The 15907-nt window shown below is 57.5% G+C and carries 14 protein-coding genes and 3 pseudogenes; 9 read left to right on the top strand and 8 right to left on the bottom strand.

Annotated elements, in window-relative coordinates; all coding sequences use genetic code 11:
• Positions 1-95 precede the first annotated feature (95 nt).
• From TU74_RS00430 to TU74_RS00415, 4 genes are all read left to right on the top strand, one after another.
• Positions 96-1193: a hypothetical protein gene (locus TU74_RS00430; RefSeq protein ID WP_226942093.1), complete on the top strand. Its 1098-nt coding sequence runs from the start codon at positions 96-98 to the stop codon at positions 1191-1193.
• Positions 1194-1261: 68 nt separating this feature from the next.
• The gene (locus TU74_RS00425) at positions 1262-2251 is read left to right on the top strand and encodes an asparaginase (protein WP_047292181.1); all 990 of its coding nucleotides are present in this window, start codon (positions 1262-1264) and stop codon (positions 2249-2251) included.
• 131 nt (positions 2252-2382) lie between these two features.
• Entirely contained in the window at positions 2383-3285 is a 903-nt protein-coding gene (locus tag TU74_RS00420) for a chemotaxis protein CheV (protein ID WP_048374501.1), read from the top strand.
• Positions 3286-3289: 4 nt separating this feature from the next.
• Positions 3290-3766 carry a GNAT family N-acetyltransferase gene (locus TU74_RS00415; RefSeq protein ID WP_048374738.1) on the top strand — a complete coding sequence of 159 codons (477 nt, stop codon included), beginning with the start codon at positions 3290-3292 and terminating at the stop codon, positions 3764-3766.
• A gap of 4 nt (positions 3767-3770) precedes the next feature.
• Here TU74_RS00415 and TU74_RS25015 read toward each other — a convergent pair.
• From TU74_RS25015 to TU74_RS00400, 4 genes and pseudogenes are all read right to left on the bottom strand, one after another.
• Positions 3771-4763, bottom strand: a pseudogene (locus tag TU74_RS25015) (methyl-accepting chemotaxis protein); the annotation flags it as partial.
• 312 nt (positions 4764-5075) lie between these two features.
• Positions 5076-5357: pseudogene (locus TU74_RS25010) on the bottom strand (PAS domain-containing protein); the annotation flags it as partial.
• A gap of 152 nt (positions 5358-5509) precedes the next feature.
• Positions 5510-5755, bottom strand: a complete 246-nt coding sequence (locus TU74_RS00405; RefSeq protein WP_048374496.1) for a hypothetical protein — start codon at positions 5753-5755, stop codon at positions 5510-5512.
• A gap of 71 nt (positions 5756-5826) precedes the next feature.
• Complete coding sequence (locus TU74_RS00400) at positions 5827-6162, bottom strand: hypothetical protein (RefSeq protein ID WP_048374495.1); 336 nt, start codon at positions 6160-6162, stop codon at positions 5827-5829.
• 310 nt (positions 6163-6472) lie between these two features.
• Between TU74_RS00400 and TU74_RS00395 the strand changes: the two genes are divergently transcribed.
• From TU74_RS00395 to TU74_RS24605, 5 genes and pseudogenes are all read left to right on the top strand, one after another.
• Positions 6473-6697, top strand: a complete 225-nt coding sequence (locus tag TU74_RS00395; protein WP_047278885.1) for a hypothetical protein — start codon at positions 6473-6475, stop codon at positions 6695-6697.
• 190 nt (positions 6698-6887) lie between these two features.
• Positions 6888-8207: an OprD family porin gene (locus TU74_RS00390; RefSeq protein ID WP_048374492.1), complete on the top strand. Its 1320-nt coding sequence runs from the start codon at positions 6888-6890 to the stop codon at positions 8205-8207.
• 82 nt (positions 8208-8289) lie between these two features.
• Entirely contained in the window at positions 8290-9783 is a 1494-nt protein-coding gene (locus TU74_RS00385; RefSeq protein WP_048374489.1) for a sensor domain-containing diguanylate cyclase, read from the top strand.
• Positions 9784-9869: 86 nt separating this feature from the next.
• Entirely contained in the window at positions 9870-10928 is a 1059-nt protein-coding gene (locus tag TU74_RS00380) for a cache domain-containing protein (protein WP_053069944.1), read from the top strand.
• 15 nt (positions 10929-10943) lie between these two features.
• Positions 10944-11381, top strand: a pseudogene (locus TU74_RS24605) (GGDEF domain-containing protein); the annotation flags it as partial.
• A 75-nt stretch (positions 11382-11456) separates the two neighbouring features.
• Here TU74_RS24605 and lpxC read toward each other — a convergent pair.
• The 4 genes from lpxC to TU74_RS00360 all read right to left on the bottom strand — a co-directional run bounded on the left by lpxC (position 11457) and on the right by TU74_RS00360 (position 15905).
• Complete coding sequence (gene lpxC / locus TU74_RS00375) at positions 11457-12368, bottom strand: UDP-3-O-acyl-N-acetylglucosamine deacetylase (protein ID WP_047273792.1); 912 nt, start codon at positions 12366-12368, stop codon at positions 11457-11459.
• Positions 12369-12480: 112 nt separating this feature from the next.
• Positions 12481-13698, bottom strand: a complete 1218-nt coding sequence (gene ftsZ, locus TU74_RS00370) for a cell division protein FtsZ (RefSeq protein WP_047273791.1) — start codon at positions 13696-13698, stop codon at positions 12481-12483.
• 65 nt (positions 13699-13763) lie between these two features.
• The gene (ftsA, locus tag TU74_RS00365) at positions 13764-15023 is read right to left on the bottom strand and encodes a cell division protein FtsA (protein WP_047273790.1); all 1260 of its coding nucleotides are present in this window, start codon (positions 15021-15023) and stop codon (positions 13764-13766) included.
• Positions 15024-15038: 15 nt separating this feature from the next.
• Positions 15039-15905 carry a cell division protein FtsQ/DivIB gene (locus TU74_RS00360; RefSeq protein ID WP_047278891.1) on the bottom strand — a complete coding sequence of 289 codons (867 nt, stop codon included), beginning with the start codon at positions 15903-15905 and terminating at the stop codon, positions 15039-15041.
• Positions 15906-15907 lie beyond the last annotated feature (2 nt).

Genomic DNA, 15907 nt, shown 5'->3' with positions numbered 1-15907 from the left:
ACTCCTCACCAGTACGCGATACATCACGCGCGGCTGCCCGTCTGGCAGGGGCCATCATGGCTGCCGCATTGGCCATCGTTTTTTTTTCGATCTGGATGACGCTGAGCTATACGGACTCAAATACGGGACACTGGCCAAGCTATGGCGAGATGATGGCTGCGCTGCCGTCCCCGATGTCCTGGCTACGCTGGGTACTCGGAGACATCACCGAGGTCGCGTTCTATAAGCATGAATTGGCTTCATTCGGTTTGCTGCTCGGGGCCGCTTTGGGCTACTGGACCAGCCGATACGCACCTGCGTGGCAAGGCTTCAGCATCAGTTACGGCTCGGGGCTGTGGCCATGGCTGGTGACCAGTTCCCTGCTGGGTTTGTTACTGAGCAATGCGTTGTGGGGCTGGACTCTGTCCGCCGATACCTGGCAACCCACATTCGCAGCGTTTGTATCGCTGCCTGCCGCCATGGTTCTGTTCTTTGGTGGAGGCTGGAAAGTAACCCTTAACGGTGCCGTCCTGGGTGCGCTATTCGTCACCCCGGCTTGCCTGTTATTCGTCAATTACCTGTGCGCGCCTTTGGGATTACCCGTGGTTATTGGCAATGTACTGGGGATGGCTGTCGGTAGCGCGGCAGCTTTTATGCTGTGTCGTGCAATGCCTGTTCTGGTGAATCGGCCGTCAGAATCTGCACCTGAACGTGCTCAACCTCCCGCGAGAAAGGCACCGGATTACGGGTTGTTATGGACGATGCGCCGGGTTCTGGCGGACTTTTCCGAAGCGCCTTTCTTTGGTAATGAGTGGGCGAGTCTGGGTTTATTAGTGGGCGTGCTGCTGGCCTACGGGTTAAACCCCTTGAGTCCCGCCTATGGGTCAGGCTTGGTGCTGCATCTGGTTGCAGGGCAAGCCTTGACCTCTTTGCTGGGGGTGACGATGTGGCGCCATCAATGGAAAAAAAGAGGCTGGTATCCCACGTATGTCCCACTGGTCTCCGTGGTACCGGCCGCTGTGCTGACCTGCGGCGGCAGTGCAACGGTGGTGATCATCAGTGCCTTTCTTGGGGCCTTAATGGCACCGCCATTGGCCTGCGCCATTGCTCAACGGTTACCAACGTACGTACACCCTTACATCGGCAACGTCCTGTCGATGGCAATCAGTACGTTGCTGATTGTTCCAGCCCTTTGCTTTTGGGTCTCCAATTAACCTTTTTGCCAGCCATCGTGGCGGGTTTAAATCTGTGAAACCTGCCTCTACGTATCAGTGAGGAACGCATGATTCGACCGACAATTGCCATCGCAACACTGGGCGGCACCCTCAGCATGCAATGCGTGGAGCCGGGCGAAGGCGTTACTCCGTCGCTGGGCGGTAATGAGTTGCTGGCCTCTGTGCCTGAAGTGGCTAGATTAGCCCACATACGGCTCAAAACGCTGAGCCTGTTACCCAGCGCCTCAGTGGATTTTGAGCTTTTGTTGGAGGTGCTGGCATGGGCCAATGAGCAGATCAACCTGGGCGCTGAAGGCGTGGTTATTACCCAGGGAACCGACACCCTTGAAGAATCCGCAACGTTTTTCGAGTACGTGTGGGCGCACGATGCGCCCTTGGTTTTAACGGGCGCAATGCGCTCAGCCAGCGAGACCGGTGCTGACGGTCCTGCCAATCTGCTGGATGCCTGCCGTGTGGCGATAAGTGGGTCGAGTAAAGGCAGGGGTGTCTTGGTGGTCATGAATGGCGAAATTCACGCATCACTCTCGGTTCGTAAAACCCATACCCTGGCCCTGAATGCTTTCACCTCTGCGACACTCGGCCCTGTGGGATTGATGATCGAGCGCACGCCCCGCTTTCTGCGCCCCGGTAATGCCCGAATGACACTGCCCTTACCCTCCTGCACAACGCACAAAATCGCGTTACTGGAAGCCTCACTATCAGCTGACACCCTCATTCTTGAGCGGTTGGAGCAGATGGGGTATCAAGGCGTGGTGATTGCGGGTTTGGGGGCTGGTCATGTCAGTGAGCAGTGGTCATGCGCGCTACAGGCGATTGCGATCAACCTCCCTGTCATCGTGGGTTCGCGCACGGGGGCCGGGACAACGGCTTTCCACACTTACGGATTCGCGGGCGGGGAAATCGATTTAATCCGCAAGGGTGTGTATCTGAGCGGATTTCTCTGCCCACGAAAAGCCCGGATATTACTCTGGCTACTGATCGGATGCGGCCAACTGTCAAAACTGAACGATTTTCTTGCCCATGGCCAAGGCTGTTAAACGTCATCCACCCTAAACCGGGATTGATCCGGGGGTTTTGCTAAAGACCCTTCCAATCAGGTCGATAACCCTGTATCGCTCGCCGCTGTTGGCTTATGGCCCGCGCGCATCTCTTTACACAGAAGGTTTTTATGTCATCCCACAACGCCCGCGCAGATTCTCTTTCGCTTCTGCTGTTCACTTTGCGCAGCGGCAAGCTGATGGCGATTAACTTGCTCAAGGTCAGCGAAATCATCCCCTGCCCGCCACTGACGAAAATGCCGGAGTCGCACCCGCATGTGAAAGGCATTGCCGTGCTGCGCGGGGCGTCGCTGGCGGTGATTGACTTGAGTCGCGCCATCGGTGAGCAGCCGCTGGAAGACCCCAACGGAGGCTGCCTGATCGTCACGGATGTCAGCCGCTCCAAGCAGGGGCTGCATGTGCAGGCGGTGAGCAAGATCATTCATTGCCTGAGTACCGACATCCGCCCGCCGCCCTATGGTTCGGGCGGTTCGCGCTCGTTCATTACCGGCGTGACACGGGTCGATGACGTGCTGGTGCAGGTGCTGGACCTCGAAAAAGTGATTCACGGCATTGCGCCTTCACAGATCGTTGAGGACCCGGACGCCGTGACCATGGAAGAAGCGCAATTGCTGGCCAATGCACGGATTCTGGTGGTCGATGACAGTCAGGTCGCCCTGCAACAATCTGTGATTACCCTGCGCAATCTGGGCTTGCAGTGCCATACCGCTCGCAGCGCCAAAGAAGCTATCGACCGCTTGCTGGAACTGCAGGGCACGAAAGATCAGATCAACCTGGTGGTGTCGGACATCGAAATGTCCGAGATGGATGGCTACGCCTTCACCCGAACGCTGCGCGAAACCCCGGACTTCAATCACTTGTATGTGTTGTTGCACACCTCGCTCAACAGCGCCATGAACAGCGAGAAAGCGCGCCTCTCCGGGGCAAATGCGGTGCTGACCAAGTTCTCGTCGCCAGACCTGACCAAGTGCCTGATTGAAGCTGCCCGTACCGTCGCTGCTCAAGGGTATTGAACCCGTGAGCGGGGCGTGCCTGCTGCTGCGCAAGGACTTGCGCGCCCCTTTGCCGCCCGCTCAGCCCTGGCCTGAAGGCTTCACGCTGAGCACCCTCAACCCGAGCCTGATTGAGCCGGTTCATGCCTTGCTTGTTGCGGGCTACGCCGACGGACAGGGCAGCGTGCTCCCCTTGCAGGCATGGCAGCAGGCGCTGGGCCGCGATGCCGACTACGATCCCACGCTGTGTTTTGTGCTGCGACACGCCGCACGCGTGGTGGGGGTTGCGCAGGCCTGGACCAGCGCGTACCTGAAGGATTTGGTGGTTCACCCTGCGTATCGCGGGCGCGGACTGGGCAGCACGCTGCTGGAACATGTGTTTCTTGCGTTCCGCCAGCGTGGCGAAGCCTGTGTCGACCTCAAGGTCATGGAGCACAACCTCAAGGCCCGCAACCTGTACGCCCGCCACGGCATGGTTTGGGTCCAGCGCGAAACGCTGTGACGGCCTAGCGCCGGGACTGCCAGAAGTCCTGAGCCAGACTGCGCAAGGCTGCCGCCAGAGCGGACACATCCCCGGAGTTGCGCTGGCTCTGTTGCCCGGCGTTGACCGTGACCTCACAGGCGCTGCGAATCCCCGCGATGTTGCGGTTGATGTCTTCACTGACCACGCTTTGCTCTTCGACGGCCGAGGCTATCTGCACGCTCATTTCGGTGATTCTTTTGATTTGCAGGCTGATGCCGTCCAGCGCACTGCTGGCCAATTGCGCTTGGCTGGCGCTGCTTTGCGCGTACTCGCTGCTTTGCTGCATCACCTGCACCGCGGCCCGCGCACCGTTTTGCAGGGTGCTGATCATCTGCTGAATTTCGCTGGTGGACTGCTGAGTGCGCTGCGCCAGACCGCGCACTTCGTCCGCCACAACCGCAAATCCGCGCCCCTGATCGCCCGCACGGGCCGCTTCAATGGCGGCGTTGAGCGCCAGCAGGTTGGTTTGCTCCGCAATGCTGCGTATGACCTCCAACACCGATGAAATATCACTGCTGTGGTTTTCGAGGTGATGAACCACTTCAGTGGCTCGCACCAGTTCAGTGGCCAAATGCTGCGCCGAGGTGCGACTTCTGATCACCAGGTCGTAGCCTTCGCGGGTTTCATGCTCGACACGATCAGCCGCCTGCGAAGCCTGCTGCGCATTGTTTGCCACTTGGGCCACGCTGGCCGCCATTTCATTAATGGCGATGGCGACCTGATCGGTTTCCAGTTGCTGATGCAGGGTGCTGTTGTGGCTGCTTTGCAGGTGTTCCACCAGTTCACCGGCGTGCCCGGCCAAGCGCTGGGAAGCGTCACCGATACGCCCGACCACAGCCCCGACCTGGGCTTGCAACATGTGCAGTGCGAACTCGATCTGCCCGAGTTCGTCTTGGCGGCCGGTATAGATCTGCTGGCTCAATGGGTTATCCCCCACGTCCTTGGCGCGACGGGCCAAAGCGTTCAAAGGTTTGAGCACCCATGCGATGGCGGCCGAACTGAGCACGCTGCCCGCCAGCCAGAGCCCTAAACCCGCTGGCGGATTAATCTGCGGCAACATCACCGTGCCGATCGCCATGACAGCACCCAACACGGCACTGACCAATAACGCTATTTTGCTGGTCAACCCCAACGTGGGCAGACGCTTCCACAGCGGCATCGGCCCTGCGCGCAGACCGGCATAACACGCTTCAGCCACCGCAACCCGCTCCGGGGTTGGGTGAGTACGCACCGATTGATACTCGACGGTTTCGCCGTTTTGCATGACCGGCGTGACGTAGGCGCTGACCCAATAATGGTCGCCATTCTTGCAGCGGTTTTTCACCATCCCCATCCATGAGCGTCCAGCCTTGAGCGTCTGCCACATATGGCTGAAGGCAGCGGCGGGCATGTCGGGGTGACGCAGCACGTTGTGGGGGCTGCCCAGCAACTCACTCAACTCATACCCGCTGACGTTTATAAAGTCGGGGTTGGCGTAGGTGATACGGCTGTCGAGGTCGGTGGTGGAGAGGATGTTAGCGTCGGGTGCAAAATCAACGGATCGGCCGGTAATCGGTAGATTGATTTTCATAACAGGCGCGCTCGAAATATTGGGAGGAGTCGGCAGGGCTGTCGACTCTAAGCGCACCCATTAACGAAATACTGATCTGGCGCAGGTTCGCCGACGTTAATCGGTAAACCACTGAAAATCGGCGATATGCGCCGGTTTTCCGACGTCAAAAATTAACGTTTGCCCATGGTTTTACGGGTGCCATGGGGTGGCGCGCCCGGGGTTTTGTCATGACCGCCCTTGCCCGACTTTTGATACCAGGGCTGGTTGTCTTTTTTGGCCTGGGCGAAGGCCGACGGGTTGAACGGAAAGCTGAATGCAGGAACTGCCGATTTGTCGGCGGCGTTCGCAGTGGCTTTCAGCTCGGCCTGTTCAGCCGCGAGGGTTTCAGGAGCCGTCGGTTGTTTGGAGGAAGTCATGAAAGCTCCGGAGGATGCGGGGTAGGAAGAAAGCCGCGCAGTATACCTGCCATCCTCTCCCCGCGTTGCACTCAGAGGTAGGAAATAGTCAGCACGCCGTTGCGCACACCTTGCTCTTCACTGTAGGCGGGAGTGTTTAGCTTCTGATAGGACGCGACAAACGGTAAATGTCCCGTGCGGCAGGCATTGCTCGCCATGTTCACCGCCAACACCACATTGGGCGCGACTTCGATCAACTGCGTTTTATTGCCATATTCCACGGTTCCCGAACGACCATGCTCACACCCTGCTTCCACAATCCTGCCTTGAAAATGGACGGTGCCACTCATGGCAGCCGTTTCAGACACCGCCTCATTGGACAGCCCGAACAACACACAAGCCGCCAGCCCCAGCGCACATACTTTCATTCACATCCCCCCGATCCAGAGACGCATCGACGCCCCTCTCTAATAACCAGCGCATCGGCCAAAACCTTGTTTTCTTTAGGGTTAAGTACGGCTGTGATTCAAGCCTGATTGCCGCCCGCATCTCGGTGAAGGAAAAGATTGAACGGGGCTGATGAAACGCTGGATCGGCGCACTGCCTCTAGTCCGCCCGTCTTGACGTTTGTTACTCAAAACGCAAAAGTCCTTATCCAGAGCAGGGCTTTTTCGGGGTGGGGGTTGCCTATATTTTGATCGCACCACACAGAACTTGCTCAGCAAGAAGGTCTTTGAAATGTCCAGCAGTATGGGTATGGCCAGCGTTTTCGCTTTGTCGTCTTTGTTGTTGTCGCCTTTGGCCATGGCGGAAGAATCGCCAGCGTTTGTTGCACAAAATGCAGCCCGCGCAGCCGCCTTTGAACAGCACCAAAAAGAACTCGCCGCCAGCCACCAACACGAGGCACAGCCTCAGCACACACAGGTTAAAGCCAGCACCAGCGATGACAGCAAGGACAGCTGATTCCTTCCAGGAAGTCTTCCCGACCCAGTCAGTCACGGCCTTTATATGTGACTGATTGTTTCAAAAGCCGCTACTATAGCGGCTTTTTTTTGCTCTCAAAAAGCCGTCACGGCGTTTGGCGTCTTTCAAAAATAGTCCGAGTTTCTAACGAAAATAAAAACTGCCATCACCTAAAAGGAGCTACTGACCGGTGAAGAACGCACTCAACTTCAGCCCGCTATTCCTAGCGCTGGCTGCAACGATCCCGACCCTTACTTACGCCGATGATGAAACGGCCAAAGACGGCTTTTTTGAAGGTTCGAGCCTCAAGCTGCATTTTCGCAATTACTACATGAACCACGATATTCGCAGCCCCAAAGCGGATGACAGTAAAGAGTGGGGCCAAGGGGTCATCGGGCGGTTCGAGTCGGGCTTTACCCAAGGTGTGGTGGGCTTCGGGCTAGACGCTTACGGCATGCTCGGTCTGAAACTCGACGGTGGTGGCGGTACGGACGGCAGCAGCATCCTGCCGGTCAGCGACGGTAGTGGCAAAGCGCCTACCGCGTTTTCGTCCGCTGGCGCTGCGCTAAAAATGCGCGTCTTTGACACTGAGTTGAAAGCGGGCGACATGTTCCTCACCAACCCGGTGATCGCCGGTGGCGAGACGCGCATGCTGCCGCAGACCTTCCGCGGTGTGACACTGACTAATCACAGCCTGGATGGCTGGATGTTCGAAGGCGGCCAGGTCAGCTTCGAAAAACCTTACAACCAGAGCGGCATGCGCCGCCTGACGACCATGTATGGCAACCTCGATGGTCAGAGCAGCAAGCACATGAACTGGGCTGGCGCCTCGTGGAGCGGCGTGCCTGAACTCACCAGCAACCTGTATGCGGCCGAGCTGCAAGACATCTGGAACCAGTACTACTACGATCTGGATTACACCTACGCCCTGACCGATAGCGTCAGCCTGAACCCGGGGCTGCACTTCTATCACACTCAGGACACAGGCAAGGCCCTGCTGGGTGACATCGACAACAACACCTTCAGCCTGCATTTTGCCGTGGCTGTCGCCGGGCATACGGTGACCGCGGTGTACCAGCGGGTCAATGGCAACACGCCGTTTGACTACATCTATCAGGGCGACAGCGTTTATCTGGATAACTCGCAGCAGTATTCGGACTTCAACGGGCCGAACGAACGCTCGTGGAAGCTTCAATACGAATATGACTTTGCCGGCGTGGGCCTGGCCGGGCTGACGTCCATGATTTCGTACTCGCGCGGTGAACTTGACCTGACCAAGGTTGACCCCAACAGCGTGGGTTACGGCAATTGGTACAACGCTGACGGCAAGCACGCCAAACACTGGGAACGCGACCTGACCGTCAAATATGTGCTGCAGGAAGGCCCGGCGAAAGACCTGGGCGTCGCGTTGCGCTGGTCGGCCAACCGGGGCAATGAGGCGTATCAGGCGGTCGACAGCAATGTCGATGAATACCGCGTCATCATCGACTATCCTCTTGATGTGTTTTAAACCCTGATACAAAGCCAGCGTTTACGCTGGCTTTTTTGTGGGGGTGTGCTTATTTAGGGGCTGTCTAGAGGCCGACCGCAGCATGGCAATAACCCACCACTCATCTAAACCACCGATCACGCAGGGCTGGTTGTTGATCGCCATGACGGCGTGCGTCATGGCCATTCTCAGCATCAATGCGTTTTTGCTGATGCGCGAGCATCGCAGTGTTGAACTGGCGGCCATCCGTACCTCGCTCAATATTGTTCGCCTGATCGATCGCGATGTTCAAAACACCGTTGAGCAATACGACTCCGCACTCAGCGCGCTGATCCGGGTCTCGAAACGTGGCGACCTTGGCAACCTTTCCCAGCCGCTGAAGCAAATGTTGATGTTCGATAAAGCTGAAGAAACACCCGACAACGGTGGCTTTTTCCTGCTCAACGCCCGAGGCGATCTGGTGGTCAGCTCCCTTGCCGATTACACGCCCGGTAAAAACTACAGTCATTGGCAAAGCTTTATCGAGCAGCGTGACTCATCCGGCAATGACCTGTTTATCTCCCATCCCTTCCCGACCGAGGCCACTCAGGGAGCGTGCTGCATCAGCTTCAGCCGTCGAATTTCCGGTGCCGACGGTTCGTTCCAGGGTGTGGCGATCGCCCAAATGAAGGTCGAGTACTTTCGCTCGTTGTTTCAAAAGCTGGATCTCGGGGCCAACAGCACCATCAGCCTGATCAATACCGACGGCACCCTGCTCATCCAGCAACCCGGCCGTGACAATGCCCGGGACGATCTGAGCCACGACCCGATCTTCAATCGCCTGTTGAAGGAGCACAAAGGCAGCTTTATTGCGGTCTCCAGCAAACACGGCCAAGAGGAGCTGTACAGTTTTTCTGAGGTCGGCAAGCTGCCGTTGGTGGTGGTGGTTTCACTGGCCACTGAAGACGTGTTCGCCAGTTGGCGGCGCAATGCGTTGTTGGTCGGGTGTGTGACGCTGATGCTGTGCATCACCTTGCTCGGCCTGACATGGCTGCTGGGTCGCGAACTGCAATTACGACGCAAGGCAGAGCAGACGCTGGAAGCGATGATCCGCACCGACCCGCTTACCGAACTGGCCAACCGCCGAAAACTGGATGAAACCCTCACGACTGAGTGGCTTCGCGCTCAACGCACTCGCAAACCGCTGTCGCTGATCATGATCGACGTCGATCATTTCAAGTCGTTCAATGACACTTACGGTCACCCCTACGGTGACGAAGCCTTGCGCCTGGTTGGCAAAACCCTGAAGACTTTCGTGCGACGCTCAACTGATCTGGTTGCCCGTTATGGCGGCGAAGAGTTCGCCATGGTCCTGCCCGACACCCACGCCGAGGGTGCAGCGCAGCTCGCAGAGCGTATTCGTCACACCATTGAGCAACTGCCCCCCATTAAACCGGGGGGTATACCGATCACCGTGAGCCTTGGCACGTGCACCCAACAGGTAACCGCGGACGATTCACAAACCCGTTTTTTGCACTGTGCCGATCAGGCGCTCTATGAGGCCAAGAAAAACGGGCGTAATTGCGTGGTCAGTCGCAACGCCGCAGGCGACGCTTGAGCCAATCAGCCCGCACGCTGGTTATGGGGTCATTTTTTTCAACTCAAAGACCTTGAAATTTGGCGAGCCGTACTTATTGTGCGCTCATGAACACCCGGCCTGCCTCTGAGCAACACATCGTGAGCCAACGCCTGCTCATGACCTTCGCCAGCCTGTCGATCATGGCGATTTTGAGCATCATCGGTTTTTTTATTCACCATGATTACATCGACGACAAAAAACAGGCGACGCGCTCAGCCACCAACATCGTGCAATTGGTTGATCGCAACATCAGCGAAGTCATGCGCCTTTATGACGACGTGCTGAACGGGATGATTAAAACCTGGCAAAGCGCCGAGCTGAACACGCTGCCTGCGGATATTCAGCACCAGCTCCTGTTTAGCAGAGCGCTGGACGCTCCCTCGGACGATGGTTTTTTCATCCTCAATGCCAACGGCATTTTAGTCGCCGACTCGCGCACCGCCATTGCGTCACCTGCTGACCTTAGCGATCAAGCGTACTTTAGCGCTCACCGTCATGGCTCACGCGATGCGCTCTTTATCAGCCCTCCCTTCAAGACTGGCCCCGATGTGGATGACTGGAACATCGCGTTCAGTCGCCGTATCAGTGCGCCTGATGGCACCTTTTTGGGGGTCGGGGTTGCACAAATGAGGCTGGAATACTTCTATGAGCTGTTTCAGAGTCTTGAGCTGAGCCCGGATGACACTATCAATCTGATGAGCAGTGACGGGACGCTGATAACCCAGTACCCCGTGACTATCCGCCCCCTTTTTGGCACCTACGTCGGTTGCCTGCCCGGCATCCAGCGATTTCTCGACGAGACCGAGGGCAGTTTCATCGCAACCTCGCACATCTATGGCGTAGAGCGCTTGTACAGTTTTTCACGGGTTCGCAATTTACCCTTGGTTGTCGTCGTGGCTTTGTCTACAGACAGCATCTTTGAGGGCTGGCGCATGACCACCTGGGTGGTGGGTAGCTTTGCTGCGCTGCTATGCCTGTCTCTGATCTGGATGACCTGGATGCTGAACCGTGAAATGCGCTTGCGTCAGCATGTTGAAACCGAACTCGAAGGGCTGGCCACCACTGATCCCCTCACCACCTTGGCCAATCGTCGGACGCTGGATGCGCGGTTAGCCCAGGAATAGCGGCGGGCGCAACGCGGAGGTCGCTGTATTTCGCTGATCATGATGGACATTGATCACTTCAAGGCGTTCAACGACACCTACGGGCATCAGGCCGGTGACGAGGTCATCCGCAAAGTCGCCCAGCGGATCAAATCACAGGTACGGCGCCCCTCCGATCTGGCAGCGCGTTATGGCGGAGAGGAGTTTGCGGTGTTGCTGGTGGACACGGACACGCGCGGCGCCCGGCAAATTGCCGAAGGGATACGCAAAGCGGTGGAAGGGATGGCGCCGATTACTGATGGAGGCGCCTCAGTGACCATCAGTTTGGGCACTTATACCCGTCAGGTGAGAGCCGGTGACACGCTGCAAGAGCTGGTGCGCAAAGCGGATACAGCGCTGTATGAAGCCAAGCACAGCGGTAGAAACAGGGTTGTCAGCGTCAGTGAGCAGCAACACGAGCAAAACGTCGCTTAGCCCCTCGCACCCTTTGGGGCCATAAAAAAAGGCCACCCGAGGGCGGCCTTCAAAAACTAGAGAAAGAAGTTTTACTTAAACTGCCGCAACCGGACGCATGTACGAAATCGGTGCAGTGCTGGCATCTTCAAAGGTCACGACTTCCCACGCATCTTTCTGCTCAATCAGCTTGCGAAGCAGCTGGTTGTTCAATGCATGGCCAGACTTGAAGCCCTTGAACTCGCCGATCAGGCTATTGCCCAACAGGTAGAGGTCGCCAATGGCGTCGAGGATCTTGTGCTTCACGAATTCATCTTCATAGCGAAGACCGTCTTCGTTCAGTACACCGTCCGCGTCGACAACGATCGCGTTTTCCACACTGCCACCGAGTGCGAGGTTGTGCTTGCGCAGGTACTCGATGTCACTCATGAAGCCAAAGGTACGGGCGCGGCTGACTTCTTTTACAAACGAAGTGCTTGAGAAATCCACGCTTGCACTTTGTGTGCGATTACGGAAAACCGGGTGATCGAAATCGATCTCGAAAGTCACCTTGAAGCCTTCGAAAGGGACAAAAGTGGCGCGTTTGTCGCCATCTTCAACGGTCACTTCACGCAGGATACGGATGAATTTCTTCGGCGCGTCCTGTTCTTCCAGGCCGGCAGATTGAATCAAAAATACGAAAGGTCCAGCGCTACCGTCCATGATAGGGACTTCAGACGCGGAGAGTTCGACGTAGGCGTTATCGATCCCCAGGCCAGCCATGGCCGAGAGCAAGTGCTCTACCGTGTCTACTTTGGTATCGCCGTTGACCAACGTGGTCGACATGGTTGTCTCGCCGACGTTTTCCGCGCGAGCAGGAATCTGCACCACAGGGTCAAGGTCTGCACGACAAAACACGATGCCGGTGTCCACAGGCGCAGGCTTGAGGGTCAGGTAGACCTTCTCACCGGAGTGCAGGCCGACACCTGTGGCACGGATAATATTTTTCAGGGTGCGTTGTTTAATCATGGCATTGGCCGCTTCAGCGCAAATTGCGAACTGGTATCAACAAAGGCTGGCGATAATAGCAGACCGAGCCTTTGCTGAACACCAATCACCTTAATCCCCCTGATTGATTTCATTAATCAGCCTGTCGACGCAGGAAAGCCGGGATGTCCAGGTAATCCAGATCGTCTTGAGGATTGAGCTTGGCAGCGGTTGTCGCGCCTTGCTGGGCCTGATTACGCATCACGGTCGGACGGTCGAGGTCACGGTAGTTAACCGATGGCAGCTCCTGACGGGTTTCCTGACGAACGTCCTGACGCGCGGCTGCGGCCTGAGCCGAAGAAGCGGCGTACGACGCCTGTACCGTGTTGTCGATCACCTTGACCGGCTTCTCGATTTTCGCGCCCAGACCGGTTGCAACCACGGTCACGTGCAGTTCGTCGCGCATGTCCGGATCGATTACGGTGCCGACCTTGACCATCGCGTGTTCGGAAGCGAAAGCTTCGATGATGCTGCCCACGTCGGAGTATTCACCCAACGACAGGTCAGGACCGGCAGTGATGTTCACCAGGATGCCGCGCGCGCCTTCCAGGTTCACGTCTTCGAGCAACGGGTTGCGGATCGCCGCTTCAGTGGCTTCACGCGCACGGTTAGGACCGCTGGCGCAGCCAGTGCCCATCATCGCCATGCCCATTTCGCTCATCACGGTGCGCACGTCGGCAAAGTCGACGTTGATCATGCCCGGACGCTTGATGATGTCGGAGATACCGCGAACGGCACCGGCCAGTACATCATCGGCCTTGGCGAAAGCCGACAGCAGGCTGGCGTCTTTACCGAGAATGGTGAGCAGTTTTTCGTTCGGAATCGTGATCAACGAATCGACGCTTTCAGACAGCAGACGAATACCTTCGTCAGCGATCTGCATGCGCTTGCGACCTTCGAACGGGAACGGACGGGTCACTACCGCAACGGTGAGGATCCCCATTTCCTTGGCCACTTCGGCAATGATCGGTGCAGCACCGGTACCGGTTCCGCCGCCCATGCCCGTGGTGATGAACACCATGTTGGTGCCCTGCAGCACTTCAGCGATGCGCTCGCGGTCCTCAAGAGCAGCCTGACGGCCAACCTCGGGGTTCGCGCCGGCACCCAGGCCCTTGGTCACGCCAGTGCCCAATTGCAGGATGGTACGGGCACCAATGCTCTTCAGCGCTTGGGCGTCCGTGTTGGCGCAGATGAATTCCACGCCTTCGATGTTGCTCTTAACCATGTGGTTAACAGCATTGCCACCGCCACCACCAACACCGATAACCTTGATTACCGGGCTTTGCGGGATGTTGTCTACGAGTTCGAACATTTTCCCTCTCCTTACCTTCTCTAGTTTTTTTCGCCTACTTCTACTGCTGGTAAATCGTTTGTTGCTTAGAAATTGCCCTGTACCCAGCGCTTAAGGCGCTCAAGGACAGGGGCTTTCTGTTCTTCACTGCTGTAACTGTCGCGGTTGCCTAATCCCGACAGAGAAATGCCATCGGACTGTTTTTGCAGCCCGTATTGCAGCAAGCCCACAGCCGTGGAGTAAATCGGGTTACGCACAACATCGGCCAACCCTTTAAAACTGTGTGGCACACCAAGACGCACAGGCATGTGGAAGATTTCTTCGGCCAGTTCGACCGCGCCTTCCATCTTCGAGGTGCCTCCTGTCAGGACGATGCCCGCAGGGATCAAATCTTCGTAACCGCTGCGGCGCAGCTCGGCCTGGATCAGGCTGAACAGCTCTTCGTAACGAGGCTCGACCACTTCGGCCAGGGCCTGGCGCGACAGCTCGCGCGGTGGACGATCACCCACGCTTGGCACTTTGATGGTTTCACCGGCGCCTGCCAGCTTGGCCAGCGCGCAGGCGTAGCGAATCTTGATTTCTTCGGCGTACTGGGTCGGGGTGCGCAACGCCATTGCGATATCGTTGGTCACTTGATCGCCGGCAATCGGGATCACCGCGGTATGACGGATCGCACCTTCGGTGAAAATCGCGATGTCAGTGGTGCCGCCGCCGATGTCGACCAGGCAAACGCCCAGCTCTTTTTCATCATCGGTGAGTACCGAGTAGGCCGACGCCAGTTGCTCAAGGATGATGTCATCCACCTCAAGGCCACAGCGGCGCACGCACTTCTCAATGTTTTGCGCAGCATTCACGGCACATGTCACCACGTGCACCTTGGCTTCCAGACGTACGCCCGACATGCCCAGTGGCTCACGCACGCCTTCCTGGTTATCGATTACGTAGTCCTGCGGCAAGGTGTGCAGCACCCGCTGGTCTGCCGGAATGGCCACTGCCTGGGCAGCATCGAGCACGCGCTCAAGGTCGGCCGAACTGACTTCACGGTCGCGGATCGCCACGATGCCGTGGGAGTTCAGGCTGCGAATGTGATTGCCTGCCACGCCGACAAACGCCGAGTGAATACGGCAACCGGCCATCAACTGCGCTTCTTCCACTGCGCGCTGGATCGATTGCACAGTGGATTCGATGTTCACCACCACGCCCTTCTTCAGGCCACGGGATGGATGGGTGCCGATACCAACGATTTCGAGTTGGCCGTCGGCCGCGACTTCGCCTACCAGCGCAACCACCTTGGAGGTGCCGATATCCAGGCCGACGATCATTTTGCCGCTTTGCACATTTGCCATGGGTCCTGCCTCTTCTTAATTCTTCGCGACAGCGGGTTGGGCTATCGTGGGTGCCACAGGTTCCCGCCAGCCGACGGCCAATCCGTTGGCATAACGCAAATCAATGCGCGCTATGTTCGTAATCTGTTCTTTCAGCGTTTTTTCATAGATGGCTATGAAGCGACGCATTTTCTCTACCAGGTGATCGCGTCCCAACAGCAGCTCGATACCTGGCCCTGCACTGCCCGCCCCTGTGGTCAGGAACCAGCTACCGCGTTCACGCAGTTCCAGCCGGGCTATGGAGAAGCCCATCGGACGCAGCATCTGGCTCAATACCTGATACTGCTGCATCACTTGCTGCTGAGCCCGTTGAGGGCCGAACAGCTGCGGCAAATGTTCGTAATTGGCCAGTTCACGCGGGGTGAAGGCTTGCCCCTGGTTGTTCAGCAGTGCTTCATCGCCCCACCGTGCAACCGGCAATTGTTCTTCAAGACGGATCACCACTTGATCCGGCCAGACCCGCCGTACTTCGGCGTGAGCAATCCATGGCATCTGTTCCAGTTCGGTGCGCATGGCTTCCAGGTCGACCGTGAAAAAGCTCGCGGCAATGTAAGGTGCGATGCGCTGTTGCACGGCTTGCTGGCTGATGTAGGTCAGGTCGCCCTGCACGTTGACATTAGTAATCGGCCGGTCTGCGTAAGGCATGAGCCGTTGCGCACCCTCGTAAGTGCCGAAACCCAACGCCACCAGCAACACCGGCCAGAACAGCGCTTTCAAAAAGCCGAAATTGGCTTTTGGCAGGCGCGCCGACATCGGCTCTTTCGCCACCATTCGGCTCGCGCCACGCGGCACCGGCTTGCGGCCGGGAGCGAGGGGCGGCTGGCGATGCTGGGCGCCTTGCATGG

Origin of the sequence: Pseudomonas lundensis (genome assembly GCF_001042985.1) — a bacterium.
Taxonomy (GTDB): Bacteria; Pseudomonadota; Gammaproteobacteria; order Pseudomonadales; family Pseudomonadaceae; genus Aquipseudomonas; species Aquipseudomonas lundensis.
Note: the sequence above shows the minus strand (reverse complement) of the source record. Positions and strands in the feature narration are given on the sequence as shown.

What these genes read in the sequence shown, in the direction of transcription:
- ftsA (WP_047273790.1), bottom strand. Translation starts at nt 15,023, where the DNA reads ATGGCAAATGTGCAAAGCGGCAAAATGATCGTCGGCCTGGATATCGGC.
- TU74_RS00360 (WP_047278891.1), bottom strand. Translation starts at nt 15,905, where the DNA reads ATGCAAGGCGCCCAGCATCGCCAGCCGCCCCTCGCTCCCGGCCGCAAG.
- TU74_RS00385 (WP_048374489.1), top strand. Translation starts at nt 8,290, where the DNA reads ATGGCAATAACCCACCACTCATCTAAACCACCGATCACGCAGGGCTGG.
- TU74_RS00405 (WP_048374496.1), bottom strand. Translation starts at nt 5,755, where the DNA reads ATGACTTCCTCCAAACAACCGACGGCTCCTGAAACCCTCGCGGCTGAA.
- TU74_RS00400 (WP_048374495.1), bottom strand. Translation starts at nt 6,162, where the DNA reads ATGAAAGTATGTGCGCTGGGGCTGGCGGCTTGTGTGTTGTTCGGGCTG.
- TU74_RS00430 (WP_226942093.1), top strand. Translation starts at nt 96, where the DNA reads ATGACGCTGAGCTATACGGACTCAAATACGGGACACTGGCCAAGCTAT.
- TU74_RS00420 (WP_048374501.1), top strand. Translation starts at nt 2,383, where the DNA reads ATGTCATCCCACAACGCCCGCGCAGATTCTCTTTCGCTTCTGCTGTTC.
- TU74_RS00425 (WP_047292181.1), top strand. Translation starts at nt 1,262, where the DNA reads ATGATTCGACCGACAATTGCCATCGCAACACTGGGCGGCACCCTCAGC.
- TU74_RS00395 (WP_047278885.1), top strand. Translation starts at nt 6,473, where the DNA reads ATGTCCAGCAGTATGGGTATGGCCAGCGTTTTCGCTTTGTCGTCTTTG.
- lpxC (WP_047273792.1), bottom strand. Translation starts at nt 12,368, where the DNA reads ATGATTAAACAACGCACCCTGAAAAATATTATCCGTGCCACAGGTGTC.
- ftsZ (WP_047273791.1), bottom strand. Translation starts at nt 13,698, where the DNA reads ATGTTCGAACTCGTAGACAACATCCCGCAAAGCCCGGTAATCAAGGTT.
- TU74_RS00380 (WP_053069944.1), top strand. Translation starts at nt 9,870, where the DNA reads ATGAACACCCGGCCTGCCTCTGAGCAACACATCGTGAGCCAACGCCTG.